The organism is Ensifer sp. Root127, from assembly GCF_001425225.1.
Lineage (GTDB): Bacteria > Pseudomonadota > Alphaproteobacteria > Rhizobiales > Rhizobiaceae > Ensifer > Ensifer canadensis.
The window spans coordinates 9,739-25,437 of the sequence record NZ_LMDX01000033.1 but is presented as its reverse complement, the minus strand read 5'-3'; the positions used below and the strand labels follow the sequence as shown (position 1 = coordinate 25,437).

Here is a 15,699-nt window from a genome sequence, read left to right as displayed (position 1 = left end):
ACCGCCTTTGGCGGCGCCCGCGGCCGCACCGACGTGCCGAAGATTGTCGACTGGTACATGGAAGGCAAGATCGAGATCGATCCGATGATCACCCACACGATGCCGCTCGAAGACATCAACAAGGGCTTCGAGCTGATGCACTCCGGCGAGAGCATCCGCAGCGTGGTTCTCTACTAAGCTTAAAATCCGATTCAGGAAAGCGCCGGAATCGATTGTATTCCGGCGCTTTTTCGGTCCATTTGAGAAACGGATTCAGGATGATCTATGTCGATGCCGATGCCTGCCCGGTGAAGGCGGAAGTGCTGAAGGTGGCCGAGCGCCATGGCTTCAAGGTGACCTTCGTCGCCAACTCGGGCCTGCGACCGTCGCGCGACCCGATGGTCCACAACGTCATCGTGTCGGCAAGCTTCGACGCCGCCGACGACTGGATCGCCGAACGCGCGCATGAGGGCGATATCGTCGTGACTGCCGACGTGCCGCTTGCGGTTCGTTGCGTGGCCGCCGGCGCATTCGTCACCGGCCCGTCCGGGCGCGTCTTCGACAAGAGCAATATCGGCATGGCGTCTGCCATGCGCGACCTTGGCCAACACCTGCGCGAGACCGGCGAAAGCAAGGGCTACAATGCCGCCTTCACGCAACGCGACCGTTCGACCTTCCTCGAGACACTTGACCGACTCGCGCGCCAGACGAAAAAGTGAGGCGCGGCGTCAATCCGCAAGGGATCGCAGGGGCACTCCGATGACAGCGACGACAAGGCTCAGGCACTGGCCGTTCTACACCGCGCTCCCCTGTGCTCTTGCCAGCCTGCCCGTCATGTGGTTTGCCGCGCCGCGCTATAGTTTCGAAGTCTCAGCCGTCACTTTTTTCTGCGTCTACCTGATCATGAGCGCCCGGCGGCTGCGGATGATGACGGGCAAGCATCTCAAGACGCATGCGAGAAACACCGACGAACCCGAAGCGGTGATTTTCCTGGTCACTTTCGCAGCGGCCGCCACGGCGCTGGTCTCGCTGTTCTTCGCGTTGAACGGCGAAAGTAAGGGGCCAACGCTCGAACTGGCGCTAGCCTTTGCCTCGGTCGTTCTCGGCTGGGCGACCATCCACGTGATGGCGGCCATGCACTATGCCCATGTCTATTGGGTGCCTGACGACGGCGCGCAAACCCCTGCCCCGCAGCGCGGCCTCGATTTTCCCGAGACGCCGGAACCCGGCGGCTATGATTTCCTCTATTTTTCCTTCGTGATCGGCATGACCGCCCAGACTTCGGACGTCGCCATCACCACCACGGCGATGCGGCGCATCAACCTGATGCACGCCATCGTCTCCTTCTTCTTCAACACCGTGCTTGTCGCCGCTGCGGTCAACGCGGCCGTGCAACTCGCCGGCTGATCCCACGATATCCAAGGAGCATTTGATGAAAGTCCTTTCTCAGAACACCGCATTTGGCGGCATGCAGGGCGTCTTCTCGCACGAATCCGCGGCCTGCAAGGGCGAGATGACGTTTGCTGTCTTCGTCCCGCCACAGGCGATCAAGGAGCCGCGGCCGGTGCTCTGGTATCTCTCGGGCCTCACCTGCACCCATGCCAACGTGATGGAAAAGGGTGAGTACCGCCGTATGGCAGCCGAGCTCGGGCTGATCGTCGTCTGCCCCGACACCAGCCCGCGCGGCACGGAAGTTCCCGACGAACTCACCAACTGGCAGATGGGCAAGGGCGCAGGCTTCTACCTCGATGCCACGCAAACACCGTGGTCCGAGCACTATCAGATGTACAGCTACATCACCGAGGAGCTGCCGGCCTTCGTCAGCCAGCATTTTCGCATCGATATGAGCCGGCAGGGCATTTTCGGCCATTCGATGGGCGGTCACGGTGCAATGACCATCGCGCTCAAGCATCCGGACCGTTTCCGCAGCTGCTCGGCCTTTGCGCCGATCGTCGAGCCGTCGACGGCCGACTGGTCCATCGGCGCCTTCGAGAAATACCTCGGCGAGGACAGGGCCGCCTGGCGGCAATACGATGCCTGCGCGCTGGTCAAGGATGGTGCCCGCTTCCCGGAGTTCCTGATCGACCAGGGCAAGGCGGACAGTTTCCTCGACAACGGCCTGCGGCCATGGCTCTTCGAGGAAGCGATCAAGGGAACCGGCATCGACCTGACGCTGCGCATGCATGAGCGCTACGATCACTCCTATTACTTCATCTCGACCTTCATGGGCGATCATCTGAAGTGGCACGCCGAGCGGCTGGCCTGATCCCAGTGAAACGGCCGGAGGCTGCGATGTCCCAACTTCTTCTCGTCGGTGCCGGCGGCGCCATCGGATCGATGGCCCGCTATCTTGTCGGCCTTTGGACGGTTCAACGATGGGGCCCGGCCCTTCCATGGGGAACGCTCATGGTCAACGTCACCGGCTCGTTCCTGATCGGCTTGCTTGCGGAGCTGATCATGCGCAAGTTCGGCGCTTCGCCGGAGATGCGACTGTTCCTGATCACCGGCGTGCTGGGCGGTTACACCACCTTTTCGGCTTTTTCACTGGACGCCATTATGCTGCTCGAGCGTGGCGATGCTGCACTCGCGCTCGGCTACATCGCCGCCAGCATCGTGCTTTCGATACTGGCGGTGTTTGCCGGGCTGGCCCTGATGCGCGCAATGGTCTAAAGGCTGCCTCTAAAGAACAGGAAGCAGGTTCGCTGAGATGGCAGGCATAGAACACAAGCAGGTGGACGGCGACGAGGCAGGCATGCGCCTCGATCGCTGGTTCAAGGTGCATTTCCCCGGACTGGGTTTCGGTCCGCTGCAGAAGCTGCTGCGCTCGGGCCAGATCCGTGTCGACGGCGGCCGCGTCAAATCCGACACGCGCCTGCAGACGGGCCAGACGGTCCGCATCCCTCCGCTTAACGTCGACGCCAAGGAGATAAAGACTGGCCCGATCGCCGGACGCGACCTTCGCCACTCGCCCGACGGGGAATTGCTGTCGCGCATGGTGCTGCACGAGGACGCGAAGGTTATCGTGCTGAACAAGCCGGCTGGGCTTGCGGTACAGGGCGGCTCCGGCGTCAACCGACACATCGACAAGATGCTCGAGGCATGGACCAACCAGCGTGGCGAAAAACCCCGTCTGGTTCATCGCCTCGACCGCGACACCTCCGGCGTTCTGGTGATTGCCCGCACGCGTGGCGCCGCGCAGAAGCTGACGGCTGCCTTCCGCGAGCGCGACACCAAGAAGACCTATTGGGCACTGGTGAAGGGCGTCCCGCGCAAGCGCGAGGACCGCATCTCGACCTGGCTGGTCAAGGAACAGACGCCGGACGGCGACCGCATGCGCATCGCCAAGCACGGTGAAGATGGCGCCGACCACGCCATTTCCTACTACCGTGTGCGCGAGCAGGCAGCACAGAACCTCGCCTGGCTGGAGATGGAGCCCTATACCGGCCGTACCCATCAGCTACGCGTGCATGCGCTGCACATCGGCCATCCGATCCTCGGCGACCCGAAGTATTTCGACGCCGATTTCAACTGGAGCCTGCCCGGCGGCATGCAGAACCGGCTGCACCTGCACGCACGCCATATCGATATCCCGCACCCGGATGGCGGTCGCCTGCGGGTGACTGCGCCGCTGCCGCCGCACATGGTCCAGAGCTGGAACCTGCTAGGCTTCGAAGAGAACGAGCCCGGCGAGGACGACTGATGAAACTGGCGCTTTTCGATTGCGATGGCACGCTGGTCGACAGCGGCGGTCTGATCCACGAAGTGATGGCACGGACCTTCGAAGCCTTCGAACTCGATCGACCCGAACTTTCCGCGACCAAGGGCATCATCGGCCTGACCCTTGACATCGCCATTGCTCGCCTGCTCGGACACGAGCATGTCGACGACCAGGCGCTGGCAATGACGGCCCATTACAAGGCGATTTTTGCCGGCGTGCGCGGCGAATCCGGATTTCAGGAGCTGCTGTTTCCCGGCATCGCGGAGATGATGCAGACGCTGTCCGGCCGCGACGAGCTGCTGATTGGCGCGGTCACCGGCAAATCGCGCCGCGGTCTGACGCATATCGCCGAGACCCACGGCTTCGACCGGATATTCTTCGTCTCGCGCACGGCCGACGACTGCCCTTCAAAGCCGCATCCAGCAATGGTCTCGGAATGCTGCTCGGAAGCCGGGATTGATCCGAGCGATACTGTCGTCATCGGCGATGCGATTTATGATATGCAGATGGCGAAGGCCGCCGGCGCCGCCGCCATCGGTGTTGCGTGGGGTTATGCCGACGTACCGGATCTCGTCGAGGCGGGGGCCGACTACATTGCACGGACGCCGGCCGACATCATGGAGTGGATGGAACACTATCATGCCTGATATTCGCGATGAACTCAGCGGTGCGTTGAGCCACGAGGACCCGGTCCGGCGCGCACAGATCCAGATGCTGAAGCCGCTGCCCAAGCGCTTCTACAAGGACGTCAGCATCGGCACTTCGGAAGACGGCGGCCACAGCGTGCTGCTTGACGGCCGACCGGTGCGCACGCCGGCGAAAAATCTGCTTGCGGTCCCGCCCCTGAAGCTTGCCGAAATGCTGGCAGCCGAATGGGATGCGCAGGTCGAGGTCATCGACCCCGCCAAGATGCCGGTCACCCGGATCGCCAACACGGCGCTCGACGGTGTGGCGAAGGACCAGCGCTCGGTTTTCGAGGACATCTTACGTTTCGCTGGAACCGACTTGCTCTGCTACCGCGCGTCCAGCCCGGAAGGGCTCGTCGGACGGCAGAACGCCGTCTGGAACCCGGTGCTCGAATGGGCTGCGCAGTCGCTCGGCGCCCGCTTCATTCTGGCCGAGGGCGTCATCCACCAGGAACAGACCGGTGAGGCAATCACCGCCTATGCAGAGGGCCTGCGCGCCTTTGCGACGCCGCTCGGCCTGACCTGCGTGCATACGATCACCACCTTGACCGGCTCGGCGCTGCTCGCGGTTGCGTTCGCGTCCGGCCGGCTGACCGCCGAACAGGCTTGGATTGCAGCCCATGTCGATGAGGACTGGCAGATCGAGCATTGGGGCACAGACGAGGAAGCGTTCAAGCGCCGCGAGGGCCGCTGGCAGGAGATGCAGGCGGCGACTGCCGTCCTCGACGCGCTGCGATAGCGGCGCGCCGGAACAGGCTGCGAAAGTCAGCTGCCCTTGCGAGAGATCTCTGACGTTGCGTTAGGCAGAAAGCTTCAGCCCGGCAATACCGGCAACGATCAGCGTGATGCAACCGAGGCGGACGAACGTCGCCGGCTCGGCAAAGAGGAAAATGCCGAGAATGACGGTACCGACCGTGCCGATGCCGGTCCAGACGGCATAGGCCGTGCCGAGCGGCAGCGTTCGGACCGCCAGACCAAGCAAGGCGATGCTAAGGATCATCGAACCGACGGTCAGGACCGTCGGCGTCAGCCGCGTGAAACCGTCGGTGTATTTGAGACCGATTGCCCAGCCGATTTCGAGGATACCGGCAAGCAGGAGGATTAACCAGGCCATTTCAAACTCCTAGAGTATGGAGCGAGGCCGTCCCCGCGGATGTTCGGTATCGAAAGTCTCAAAACCGTGCAGCCGTCTGCAACGCGGGTTCTATCTCACGGTTTTCTGACGGCAGCAAGATATGCCCGGGCAAATCAGCCCTGCACGCCCGGCAAGGCTTAAGCATTTCCAGCAAAAAGTGCGAAGCGGTTTCCCGCCAGGAAATGCGTCGCAACAGAGAGATGGAGTCAGCTCCGCTCACGCCGCAGCTTTGCCCACCATTCCAGCCGCTTGCGGATCTCTCGCTCGAAGCCGCGTTCCGGCGGGTCATAGAAGGTCTTGCGTCCCATCTTTTCCGGGAAATAGTCCTGGCCCGAAAACGCATCGGGCTCATCGTGGTCGTAACGATAGCCGTCGCCGTAGCCCTCGCCCTTCATCAACTTGGTCGGCGCGTTCAGAATATGCTTCGGCGGCAGAAGCGAACCGTTTTCCTTGGCCGCCCGCATGGCCGCTTTGTAAGCCATGTAGACACCATTCGATTTCGGTGCGGTCGCGAGATAGACGCAGGCCTGGGCCAACGCCAGTTCTCCTTCCGGCGAACCGAGATAATCATACGCATCCTTGGCGGCATTGCAGATCGCCAGTGCCTGAGGATCGGCAAGGCCGATATCCTCCACCGCCATGCGGACGAGGCGCCGTCCGAGATAGAGCGGATCCTCGCCGGCATCGAACATTCGGCAGAGATAATAAAGTGCCGCATCCGGGTCGGAGCCGCGCACCGATTTGTGCAGGGCCGAAATCAGGTTGTAGTGACCGTCCTGCCCCTTGTCGTAGACCGGCGCTCGTCGCTGCACGATCCTCTGCAGCGCGTCGACATCGAAGATCTCGTCCGCCCGCGCGGCGCGCCAGACCTCCTCGGCCAGCGTGAGCGCCGCCCGGCCGTCGCCATCGGCCATCCGGATCAGGCTTGCCCGGGCGTCCTCATCCAGCGGAAGAGGTTTGCCTTCCGTCTCTTCGGCGCGCTTCAGCAATTCTCGCAGGCTCTCTTCTCCATGCGGCTTGAACGTCAGCACACGGGCGCGTGACAAGAGAGCGGCGTTGAGTTCGAAAGACGGATTTTCTGTCGTCGCCCCGACCAAGATGACCGTGCCGTCTTCCATGACGGGCAAGAAGCTGTCCTGCTGGGCACGGTTGAAACGATGAACCTCATCGACGAAGAGCAAGGTCTGGCGGCCCGACATCCGCCGGGCCCTTGCCGATTCGAAAACCTTCTTGAGGTCGGCGACACCGGAAAAGATCGCCGAGATCTGCTCGAAGGCAAGCCCCGCCTCGCCCGACAGCAGCCGGGCGACCGTCGTCTTGCCCGTTCCAGGCGGTCCCCAGAAGATCATCGATCCGAGCGAGCCCGATGCGATCATGCGCGTCAACACGCCATCCACGCCCGTCAGGTGTTCCTGGCCGGTGACTTCGGACAGCGTGCGCGGCCGCAGACGATCGGCAAGCGGTCTTGCCGAGGTCATTTCCGGCGGCTCGGAGGACGAGAAGAGATCGCTCATCGGAAGAACTGACGAATGATCTGGCCATCGCGCTCGATTTCGACGCGCCAGAAGGAGGCACCCTCGGCCATCACGCTCTCCAATGTCTTCGAACTGTCGATCGACGCGCCGTTGACGGAGCGGATAATATCCTTCGGCGCCAGTCCGATGCGCGCGGCGGGCGAGCCACGGTTGATCTCGGTAACGACGACACCCTGCAGCGAGGTCGACATGCGCAGTTCGTCGGCCAATCGGGGAGAGAGATTGGCTACGACCGCACCGGCAAACGGATTGCGGCCCTCGATGAGGCGCTCGTCGCGGGGCGACGTCTCCGGTGCACGGTCGAGCTTCAGGCTGACATCGTGCGGTTTGCCGTTTTCGGAAACGGTGACGCGGGCCTCGTGGCCAATACCGACCGTGGTCAGGCGGTAGCCGAGGGCATCGGGATGTTCCACGGCGATGCCGTTGACCGCTGTGATCACCTGCCCCGGCTTGATGCCAGCTGAGGCTGCGGGCCCGTCGGTGACGACGGCGGTGACAAGCGCGCCGCGAGCGCGATCAAGGCCAAGAGCTTCCGCGACTTCTGAGGTCACGGGCTCGAAGGACGCGCCGATGAACGGACGCACGAAGGAGCCATTGCCGCCCTCGGCGGAGGCGACAAACACCTTTACCAGATTGGCAGGGATGGCAAAGCCGACGCCGTTCGAGCCGCCGCCCTTGGAGAAAATCGCGGTATTGATGCCGATCAGCGCACCGTTCATGTCGATCAGGCCACCGCCGGAATTGCCGGGGTTGATGGCGGCGTCCGTCTGGATGAAGAAGCCGAAATCGCCCGACGAAATCTGATTGCGGGCGAGCGCGGAAACGATGCCGCTCGTCACCGTCTGCCCGACGCCGAAGGGATTGCCGATCGCCAGAACGATATCGCCGACCTCGACCGCATCGGAATCGCCGATCGGGATGATGTCGAACGGACCATCGGACTGGATCTTCAGGACCGCAAGATCGAGGCGGTCATCCTTGAGCACGATCTTGCAGGGATATTCGCGGCCATCGGCAAGCGCCACCTTGATATCGTCGGCGCCTTCTATGACGTGGTTATTGGTAACGACGATGCCGTTCTTGCCGACGATCACGCCGGATCCGAGCGACGACTGCTTCTCGCTGCGGTTCGGCATGCGCTGCCCGAAGAACTCTTCGAAGAAGGGATCGCCCGAGAAGACCGACCGGCGCTCGACCACGCGCTCGGCATAGACGTTGACGACCGCATTCGCCGTCTGCTTGACCAGAGGCGAGAAGGAAAGCTGCATCTCGGTGCGCGACTGGGGCACGACCTTCGCATCCTGGGCCATTGCCGGACAGGCGAGAGAGACGGCGAGAACGAGCGTCGCAAGCGCCCTTGAACCAAAGATCATATGAAGCCTTCTCCTATTCGTCGCGGCTACGTTCAGATAGGATTTCGCAGGAAAAAAGGCAAACGTCACTGCGAGATACGCAAAGTCGGCGCCATCACGTAGAACGCACGAAAACGTGGTTATCCGCCTCTTTCTCAGTGATCGAAACTCTGGTCAGTTTGAGCAGACAAGACCCACACGTTGAAAGCGGAAAAGATCATGCCGGCCTATCGTCCACCGAGAATCGCATCGTCCGAAATCACGCCGGAGAGCTGCTTTCTCTCGCGCCGCGCCTTTCTAGCGACGACGGCAGGTGGTTTGCTGATTGCAGGCACTGGCGTCGGTTCGGTCCAAGCGGCTGCACTCGCCGCACCCAAGGGCAGATACACCGTCGAGGAGGATCTGACGCCGGAGGCCGACGTCACCGGCTACAACAATTTTTATGAGTTCGGGACCGGCAAGGCCGATCCTGCGGCCAACTCGGATACCTTCAAACCGACCCCATGGACCGTGAAGGTCGATGGTCTTGTCGGCAAGCCGAAGGAATTCGGGTTGGAGGAGCTTCTGGCGCTTCCAATCGAGGAGCGTGTCTACCGGATGCGTTGCGTCGAAGCCTGGTCGATGGTCATTCCCTGGACCGGGTTCCCGCTCGCAGCCCTGCTCGACAAAGTCGAGCCACTCGGCAATGCGAAATATGTCTCATTCGAGACCGTGGTGCGCCCCGAGGAGATGCCCGGCCAATCAGGCTTCTTTCAGGCTTTGCCCTGGCCTTACCGCGAGGGTCTGCGCCTCGACGAGGCGCGCCATCCGCTCACCATTCTCTCGGTCGGCGTCTATGGCAAGACCCTGCCAAATCAGAACGGTGCGCCGATCCGACTGGTCACTCCTTGGAAGTATGGCTTCAAGGGTATCAAGTCGATCGTGCGAATCTCGTTGACGGAAACGCCGCCGCCTTCGACATGGAACCTGTCGGCACCCAATGAGTACGGCTTCTATGCGAATGTTAACCCGACCGTCGACCATCCACGCTGGAGCCAGGCGACCGAAAACAGGATCGGTGGCGGTGGTTTCTTCGGCGCCAACCGACGCGATACCCTGCCCTTCAATGGCTATGCGGAAGAAGTCGCCGGTCTCTATGCCGGCATGGACCTGAGAGCGAACTTCTAAGAATGCCCAAGCTGCCCGCCCTGCCGAAACGCTTTCACTCCGCGTCCGTCTGGGGATTGTACGGGCTGGGCCTCTGTCCGGCCCTTGCCGCCTTTTACCTCGGCGCCACCGGACGCCTGCCTGGAAACCCCGTCAAGGAATTCGAGCACCTGCTCGGCATCTGGGCGCTGCGCTTTCTGGTCGCCACGCTGGCGATCACCCCCATCCGCGATATCTTCGGCGTCAACTGGCTGCGCTACCGGCGCGCACTCGGGCTGCTGGCGTTCTACTATGTGGTGATGCACTTCCTGGCCTATTTCCTGCTCGACCAGGTCCTGAACATCCCCGCCATCATCGCCGACATCGCCCGGCGCCCGTTCATCACCATCGGAATGGCCGGGCTGCTGATGCTCATCCCCCTGGCGCTGACATCCAACAATTGGTCGATCCGTAGGCTCGGCAGCAAATGGAACCAGTTGCACAAGCTTGCCTATGTGATCGCCGCGGCGGGAGCGCTGCATTTCGCCATGTCAGTCAAGGTGGTCGGCCTCGAGCAGATGACCTATCTGGCTTTGGTCACCTTGCTCCTTTGCTGGCGCCTGGTGCGCAAGCCCTATCTGAAGCGTAAACGGCAGGTCGCCAACCGACCGATCCGGACAGCGGAAACAGAAAAAGCGGCCGGGTGACGAACACCCGGCCGCTTTCAATTCAGCTTACCTGAAAAGATCAGGCTGCTTCTGCGGCGTCAGCTTCAGCTGCGACGCGAGCGCGATCCTTCGCACCCTTTGCATCGGTGTCGCGGTCAACGAATTCGATGACGGCGAGAGCAGCGTTGTCGCCCTGGCGGAAACCAGCCTTCATGATACGCAGGTAGCCGCCGTTGCGGGTGGCGTAACGCGATGCGATCGTGTCGAACAGCTTCGAAACGACAGCGGCGTCGCGGATCTGCGAGATCGCCTGACGACGAGCATGCAGGTCGCCGCGCTTGCCGAGAGTGACGAGCTTTTCAACGATCGGGCGGATTTCCTTAGCCTTCGGCAGGGTCGTAACGATCTGCTCGTGCTCGATCAGCGAAGCTGCCATGTTGGCAAACATCGCCTTGCGGTGGCTGGCGGTTCTATTCAGCTTGCGGCCGGCTTTACCGTGGCGCATTGCTATTCTCCTTCACTTGCAGGCATCTGCCCGCAGTCTAATGGTTAGTATTGGTCTTCGTAACGCTTGGCGAGATCTTCGATGTTCTCAGGCGGCCAGGACGGCACTTCCATGCCGAGGTGCAGGCCCATGGAAGCGAGAACTTCCTTGATTTCGTTCAGCGACTTGCGACCAAAATTCGGCGTGCGGAGCATTTCTGCTTCGGTCTTCTGAATGAGGTCGCCGATGTAGACGATGTTGTCGTTCTTCAGGCAGTTGGCCGAACGGACGGAAAGTTCCAGTTCGTCGACCTTCTTGAGAAGCGCCGGGTTGAAGGCGAGCTCGGTGACTGCCTCTTCCTCTGCTTCCTTCTGCGGCTCGTCGAAGTTGACGAAAACCGACAGCTGGTCCTGAAGGATGCGGGCCGCAAACGCGATCGCATCTTCACCGGTGACGGAGCCGTCCGTCTCGATGGACATCGTCAGCTTGTCATAATCAAGAACCTGGCCTTCGCGGGTGTTTTCCACCTTGTACGAGACCTTCTTGACCGGCGAGTACAGGCTGTCGACCGGGATGAGGCCGATCGGAGCATCTTCCGAACGGTTACGGTCAGCCGGAACGTAGCCCTTGCCGTTGTTGACGGTGAACTCCATGCGGATTTCAGCGCCCTCGTCGAGGGTGCAGATCACATGGTTCGGGTTGAGGATTTCGATGTCGCCAACCGTCTGGATGTCACCGGCGGTTACAACGCCCGGACCCTGCTTGCGCACAACCATGCGCTTTGCGTCGTCGCCATCCATCTTGATGGCGATTTCCTTGATGTTGAGCACGATGTCCGTCACGTCTTCCCGAACGCCCGGGATAGAGGAGAACTCGTGCAGGACGCCGTCGATCTGCACCGCGGTAACAGCAGCACCGCGAAGCGACGACAGCAGCACGCGGCGAAGCGCGTTGCCGAGCGTCAGACCAAAGCCGCGTTCAAGCGGTTCCGCGACCAACGTTGCCTTGGTGCGGCCCGAGGAGATGAACTCCACCTTGTTCGGCTTGATCAGTTCCTGCCAATTTTTCTGGATCATGTTTTGTGCCTTCCGTTCGTTGTCACCATCCAATCGTGACAACCGAGCCCCGAAGTCCGGGAGCACGCCGAAGCGCCCTCACCGGCATTTTGAACGCAAATGATCAGACGCGGCGCTTCTTGCGCGGGCGGCAACCGTTGTGCGGGATCGGGGTCACATCGCGGATCGAGGTGATCATGAAGCCCGCAGCCTGCAGCGCGCGAAGTGCGGATTCACGGCCGGAACCCGGACCGCAAACTTCAACTTCAAGCGACTTCATGCCGTGTTCCTGGGCCTTCTTGGCGCAGTCTTCAGCGGCGATCTGAGCGGCAAACGGGGTCGACTTACGCGAGCCCTTGAAACCCTTGGCACCGGCAGACGACCAGGCAATTGCGTTGCCCTGTGCGTCGGTGATGGTGATCATGGTGTTGTTGAACGACGAATTGACGTGCGCGACGCCAGACGTGATGTTCTTGCGTTCGCGACGGCGAACGCGGGTGGCTTCCTTGGCCATAGGATCCCTTTCTTAGATCTCTGCACCGCCGTAATTCCAGCGGCTCCACCGGGAAAGGAATTTTCGTCCCCTGCCCTGCTTCTTCAGTTTCATCCAGGACCGGTGGAACCGGCCCTGCAGGCATTTCGCAAAACCGGTTAGGCAATGCGACGGTCGGGCAACGCCCTTCCCAAACTGCAAAAGGAGGCCGGCGCGTGCGCCAGCCTCCCAATCTCCCTATTCGGGAAATTACTTCTTCTTACCGGCGATCGCCTTTGCCGGACCCTTGCGGGTGCGGGCATTGGTGTGGGTACGCTGACCGCGCACCGGCAGGCTGCGGCGATGACGCAGGCCGCGGTAGCAGCCCAGGTCCATCAGACGCTTGATGTTCATCGACGTGTCGCGACGCAGGTCACCTTCAACCTGGTAGTCGCGGTCGATCGTTTCGCGGATCTGAAGAACTTCAGCGTCCGTCAACTGATGCACGCGGCGATCAGCCGGAATACCGACCTTCTCGACGATTTCCTGTGCGAATTTCGGTCCGATCCCGTGAATGTAGGTCAGCGCGATAACAACGCGCTTTGCCGTCGGGATGTTGACGCCAGCGATACGTGCCACGTCTATTCTCCTTGCGTTCCAGTTGCCATCCGGCAATAGGTGCTTCGTTACGCGACCTCAAGAGCCGCACGTTGATTGAGGTTCGAGACACGTCAAAACCGACCGTACCCGGACTTCGTTTCGTTGAAGACCGCGCCGATCGCTCCCATGTCGCGAGTTGGCGCTGTCTTTGGCGGAATCAGCCGGAAAAGTCAACTCCCCGGCGGTTCCTTTTCGGCAAAGACCCAGGGTCTAGGCCAGAATCTTCTCGATCTGTGCAGTCACGGCGTCTACATCGGCCATGCCGTCGACCGTCTTAAGCTCACCGGTGCCGGCATAGTGCTCCGACAAAGGTGCGGTCTTTTCCCGATATTCCGTCAGCCGACGCTTGAAGGCTTCCGGATTATCGTCCGATCTGACCGAGCCGCCCGCAGCGATAGTTTCCGCTACGCGATTCTCCATACGCTTTACAAGCGCCGTCTCGTCGACCTTGAGCTCGATCACGGCATCGAGCTTCAAGCCCTTGCCTTTAAGCATCTGGCCGAGAGCGACCGCCTGCGGGACCGTGCGCGGATATCCGTCGAGGATAAAGCCGTTGGCACAATCCGGGGCGTCGATCCGGTCCGACACGATCTCGTTGACGATCGCATCAGAAACGAGCTGTCCGGCGTCCATAACAGCCTTGGCGCGCTTGCCGACGTCGGTCGCCTGGGCGACGGCCGCCCGCAGCATGTCACCTGTGGAAAGCTGCGGAATACCGTACCTCTCCGTCAGAAGCTTGGCTTGTGTCCCCTTGCCAGCTCCGGGCGGTCCCAAAAAAATCAGTCTCATCGTCCCCTCTTTCCTCCGCGCAGCTTCGACTTCTTGATCAGCCCCTCATACTGCTGAGCGATGAGGTGACCCTGGATCTGTGCTACCGTATCAAGGGTAACGCTGACAACAATCAAAAGCGACGTACCACCAAGGTAGAACGGCACGCCAGTCTGGGCGATGAGGATTTCGGGCAGGATACAGACGAAGATCAGGTAGATCGCTCCAAGCACGGTGATGCGCGTCAGAACGTAGTCGATGTATTCAGCCGTACGCTCGCCCGGGCGGATGCCCGGAATGAAGCCGCCATGCTTCTTCAGATTGTCGGCTGTGTCCTTCGGATTGAAGACGATGGCCGTGTAGAAGAAGGCGAAGAACGCAATCATGCCGCCGTAGAGCACCATGTAGAGCGGCTGGCCGTGACCGAGCGCGCTGACGATAGATGTGGCCCAGCCGGGCAACGCCGCGGTGTTGGCAAAACCAGCAAGCGTCGCCGGCAGCAGCAGCAGCGACGATGCGAAGATCGCCGGGATAACACCCGCAGTGTTGAGCTTCAGCGGCAAGTGCGACGTGTCGCCCTGGAACATGCGGTTGCCGACCTGGCGCTTCGGATACTGGATCAGAAGACGACGCTGGGCGCGTTCGACGAAGACGATGAGCGCGATGACGGCAACGACCATGACGATGATCGCCAGGATCAACGGGGTCGAAAGCGCACCGGTGCGGCCAAGCTCGAGCGTTCCGGCAAGAGCCGTCGGCAGATGGGCGACGATGCCGGCGAAGATGATCAGTGAGATGCCGTTACCGATGCCCCGCGATGTGATCTGCTCGCCGAGCCACATCAGGAACATCGTGCCGCCGAGCAGCGAGATAACCGTGGAAATACGGAAGAACCAACCCGGATCGTTCACGAGGCCGTTGCCGCTCTCAAGGCCGACGGCAATGCCATAGGCCTGCATGACGCCGAGAAGCACCGTGCCGTAGCGGGTGTACTGATTGATGATCTTGCGACCCTGCTCGCCTTCTTTCTTCAGCTGTTCCAGCGCCGGAACGACGGAGGTCATCAGCTGAACGATGATCGAGGCAGAGATATAGGGCATGATGCCGAGCGCGAAGATCGCCATGCGCTCCACTGCGCCGCCCGAAAACATGTTGAAGAGCCCGAGAATGCCGCCGCTCTGGCCTTGGAAGGCCTGCGCAAACGCGTCCGGGTTGAGGCCGGGCAGCGGGATATAGGTGCCAAGACGGTAGACCAAAAGCGCACCAAGCGTGAACCACAGTCGTTTCTTCAGATCTTCCGCCTTGGCGAAAGTCGAGAAATTCAGGTTCGAGGCGAGCTGTTCCGCTGCAGAAGCCATGCAATTCTCCGCGTACCAAATCTCGGAATCAGCGGGAGTACCCTGTCCGTTCCGGAAGGACTAACTTTTCGTCTTGAAAACCGGACGCGAGGCGATTGTGTCTGCAATCGGATGCCTCACCGTGGTTTCCGCTATGTCCGCCGAGGCGAGCGATTCGCCATCGCGGACGTGAGGCTCACATATGGGAGCAAAACCGCCCGGAGTGAAGCACCCCGGGCGGTTGATCAGTAATATTATTCGGCAGCAGCCGAAAGCAGCTTGATGGAGCCGCCAGCCTTTTCGATCTTTTCGATCGCCGGCTTGGAAGCACCTGCAACTTCGAGCGAGATCTTCGCCTTCAGTTCGCCATCGGCCAGGACGCGAACGCCGTCCTTTTCGCGACGGATCACGCCGGCAGCCTTGAGAGCTGCTGCATCGACGGTCTTCGAAGCGTCAAGCTTCTTGGCGTCGATAGCCGTCTGGATGCGGCCGAGCGACACGACAACAAACTCCGAAGCGAAGATGTTGTTGAAGCCGCGCTTCGGCAGACGACGGTAGATTGGCATCTGGCCGCCTTCGAAGCCGTTGATGGCAACGCCCGAACGAGCCTTCTGACCCTTCACACCGCGACCGGCAGTCTTGCCGGAGCCGGAACCGATGCCACGGCCAAGACGCTTGCGGTTCTTGGTCGAGCCTTCGTTGTCCTTGATTTCATTCAGTTTCAT

At 61.2% G+C, this 15,699-nt stretch carries 19 protein-coding genes and 1 pseudogene; 10 read left to right on the top strand and 10 right to left on the bottom strand.

Going from position 1 to position 15,699, the window contains the following annotated elements:
* From ASD03_RS39390 to ASD03_RS27465, 8 genes and pseudogenes are all read left to right on the top strand, one after another.
* Nucleotides 1-177 (top strand): annotated as a pseudogene (locus ASD03_RS39390) (S-(hydroxymethyl)glutathione dehydrogenase); the annotation flags it as partial.
* An 80-nt stretch (nt 178-257) separates the two neighbouring features.
* Complete coding sequence (locus tag ASD03_RS27495; protein ID WP_025426699.1) at nt 258-698, top strand: YaiI/YqxD family protein; 441 nt, start codon at nt 258-260, stop codon at nt 696-698.
* Nucleotides 699-738: 40 nt separating this feature from the next.
* Nucleotides 739-1,386 carry a DUF1345 domain-containing protein gene (locus ASD03_RS27490; protein WP_025426698.1) on the top strand — a complete coding sequence of 216 codons (648 nt, stop codon included), beginning with the start codon at nt 739-741 and terminating at the stop codon, nt 1,384-1,386.
* A gap of 25 nt (nt 1,387-1,411) precedes the next feature.
* A complete protein-coding gene (gene fghA / locus ASD03_RS27485; protein WP_025426697.1) occupies nt 1,412-2,245 on the top strand; it encodes an S-formylglutathione hydrolase in 834 nt (277 codons plus the stop codon).
* A gap of 26 nt (nt 2,246-2,271) precedes the next feature.
* A complete protein-coding gene (gene crcB, locus ASD03_RS27480; protein ID WP_057210904.1) occupies nt 2,272-2,649 on the top strand; it encodes a fluoride efflux transporter CrcB in 378 nt (125 codons plus the stop codon).
* Nucleotides 2,650-2,686: 37 nt separating this feature from the next.
* Nucleotides 2,687-3,679 (top strand): RluA family pseudouridine synthase, encoded by a 993-nt coding sequence (locus ASD03_RS27475; protein ID WP_025426695.1) that lies wholly within the window; start codon nt 2,687-2,689, stop codon nt 3,677-3,679.
* Nucleotides 3,679-4,344, top strand: coding sequence for an HAD-IA family hydrolase (locus ASD03_RS27470; protein WP_025426694.1), 666 nt, complete (start codon nt 3,679-3,681; stop codon nt 4,342-4,344). The genes ASD03_RS27475 and ASD03_RS27470 overlap by 1 nt, the downstream gene beginning before the upstream one ends.
* A complete protein-coding gene (locus ASD03_RS27465) occupies nt 4,337-5,122 on the top strand; it encodes an ATP12 family chaperone protein (protein ID WP_057217662.1) in 786 nt (261 codons plus the stop codon). The genes ASD03_RS27470 and ASD03_RS27465 overlap by 8 nt, the downstream gene beginning before the upstream one ends.
* A gap of 60 nt (nt 5,123-5,182) precedes the next feature.
* Here ASD03_RS27465 and sugE read toward each other — a convergent pair whose 3' ends face one another.
* From sugE to ASD03_RS27450, 3 genes are all read right to left on the bottom strand, one after another.
* A complete protein-coding gene (gene sugE / locus ASD03_RS27460) occupies nt 5,183-5,497 on the bottom strand; it encodes a quaternary ammonium compound efflux SMR transporter SugE (protein ID WP_025426692.1) in 315 nt (104 codons plus the stop codon).
* 227 nt (nt 5,498-5,724) lie between these two features.
* Nucleotides 5,725-7,032, bottom strand: coding sequence for a replication-associated recombination protein A (locus tag ASD03_RS27455; protein WP_057217660.1), 1,308 nt, complete (start codon nt 7,030-7,032; stop codon nt 5,725-5,727).
* Nucleotides 7,029-8,426 (bottom strand): DegQ family serine endoprotease, encoded by a 1,398-nt coding sequence (locus tag ASD03_RS27450; protein WP_025426690.1) that lies wholly within the window; start codon nt 8,424-8,426, stop codon nt 7,029-7,031. Before ASD03_RS27450 ends, ASD03_RS27455 begins: the two co-directional genes overlap by 4 nt.
* A gap of 198 nt (nt 8,427-8,624) precedes the next feature.
* On the opposite strand from ASD03_RS27450, the gene msrP reads away from it, so the two are divergent.
* A complete protein-coding gene (gene msrP, locus ASD03_RS27445; protein WP_025426689.1) occupies nt 8,625-9,572 on the top strand; it encodes a protein-methionine-sulfoxide reductase catalytic subunit MsrP in 948 nt (315 codons plus the stop codon).
* Between the two features lie 2 nt (nt 9,573-9,574).
* The gene (gene msrQ, locus ASD03_RS27440; RefSeq protein WP_025426688.1) at nt 9,575-10,237 is read left to right on the top strand and encodes a protein-methionine-sulfoxide reductase heme-binding subunit MsrQ; all 663 of its coding nucleotides are present in this window, start codon (nt 9,575-9,577) and stop codon (nt 10,235-10,237) included.
* A 40-nt stretch (nt 10,238-10,277) separates the two neighbouring features.
* On the opposite strand, the gene rplQ is transcribed toward msrQ, so the two are convergent.
* From rplQ to rplO, 7 genes are all read right to left on the bottom strand, one after another.
* Nucleotides 10,278-10,703 carry a 50S ribosomal protein L17 gene (gene rplQ, locus ASD03_RS27435; RefSeq protein WP_025426687.1) on the bottom strand — a complete coding sequence of 142 codons (426 nt, stop codon included), beginning with the start codon at nt 10,701-10,703 and terminating at the stop codon, nt 10,278-10,280.
* Between the two features lie 44 nt (nt 10,704-10,747).
* The gene (locus tag ASD03_RS27430) at nt 10,748-11,758 is read right to left on the bottom strand and encodes a DNA-directed RNA polymerase subunit alpha (protein ID WP_025426686.1); all 1,011 of its coding nucleotides are present in this window, start codon (nt 11,756-11,758) and stop codon (nt 10,748-10,750) included.
* Between the two features lie 103 nt (nt 11,759-11,861).
* Nucleotides 11,862-12,251 carry a 30S ribosomal protein S11 gene (gene rpsK, locus ASD03_RS27425; protein ID WP_003536496.1) on the bottom strand — a complete coding sequence of 130 codons (390 nt, stop codon included), beginning with the start codon at nt 12,249-12,251 and terminating at the stop codon, nt 11,862-11,864.
* 228 nt (nt 12,252-12,479) lie between these two features.
* Complete coding sequence (gene rpsM / locus ASD03_RS27420) at nt 12,480-12,848, bottom strand: 30S ribosomal protein S13 (protein WP_025426685.1); 369 nt, start codon at nt 12,846-12,848, stop codon at nt 12,480-12,482.
* Between the two features lie 231 nt (nt 12,849-13,079).
* Nucleotides 13,080-13,658: an adenylate kinase gene (locus ASD03_RS27415; protein ID WP_025426684.1), complete on the bottom strand. Its 579-nt coding sequence runs from the start codon at nt 13,656-13,658 to the stop codon at nt 13,080-13,082.
* The gene (gene secY / locus ASD03_RS27410; protein ID WP_025426683.1) at nt 13,655-14,995 is read right to left on the bottom strand and encodes a preprotein translocase subunit SecY; all 1,341 of its coding nucleotides are present in this window, start codon (nt 14,993-14,995) and stop codon (nt 13,655-13,657) included. Before secY ends, ASD03_RS27415 begins: the two co-directional genes overlap by 4 nt.
* A 233-nt stretch (nt 14,996-15,228) precedes the next feature.
* Nucleotides 15,229-15,699, bottom strand: coding sequence for a 50S ribosomal protein L15 (gene rplO / locus ASD03_RS27405; RefSeq protein ID WP_025426682.1), 471 nt, complete (start codon nt 15,697-15,699; stop codon nt 15,229-15,231).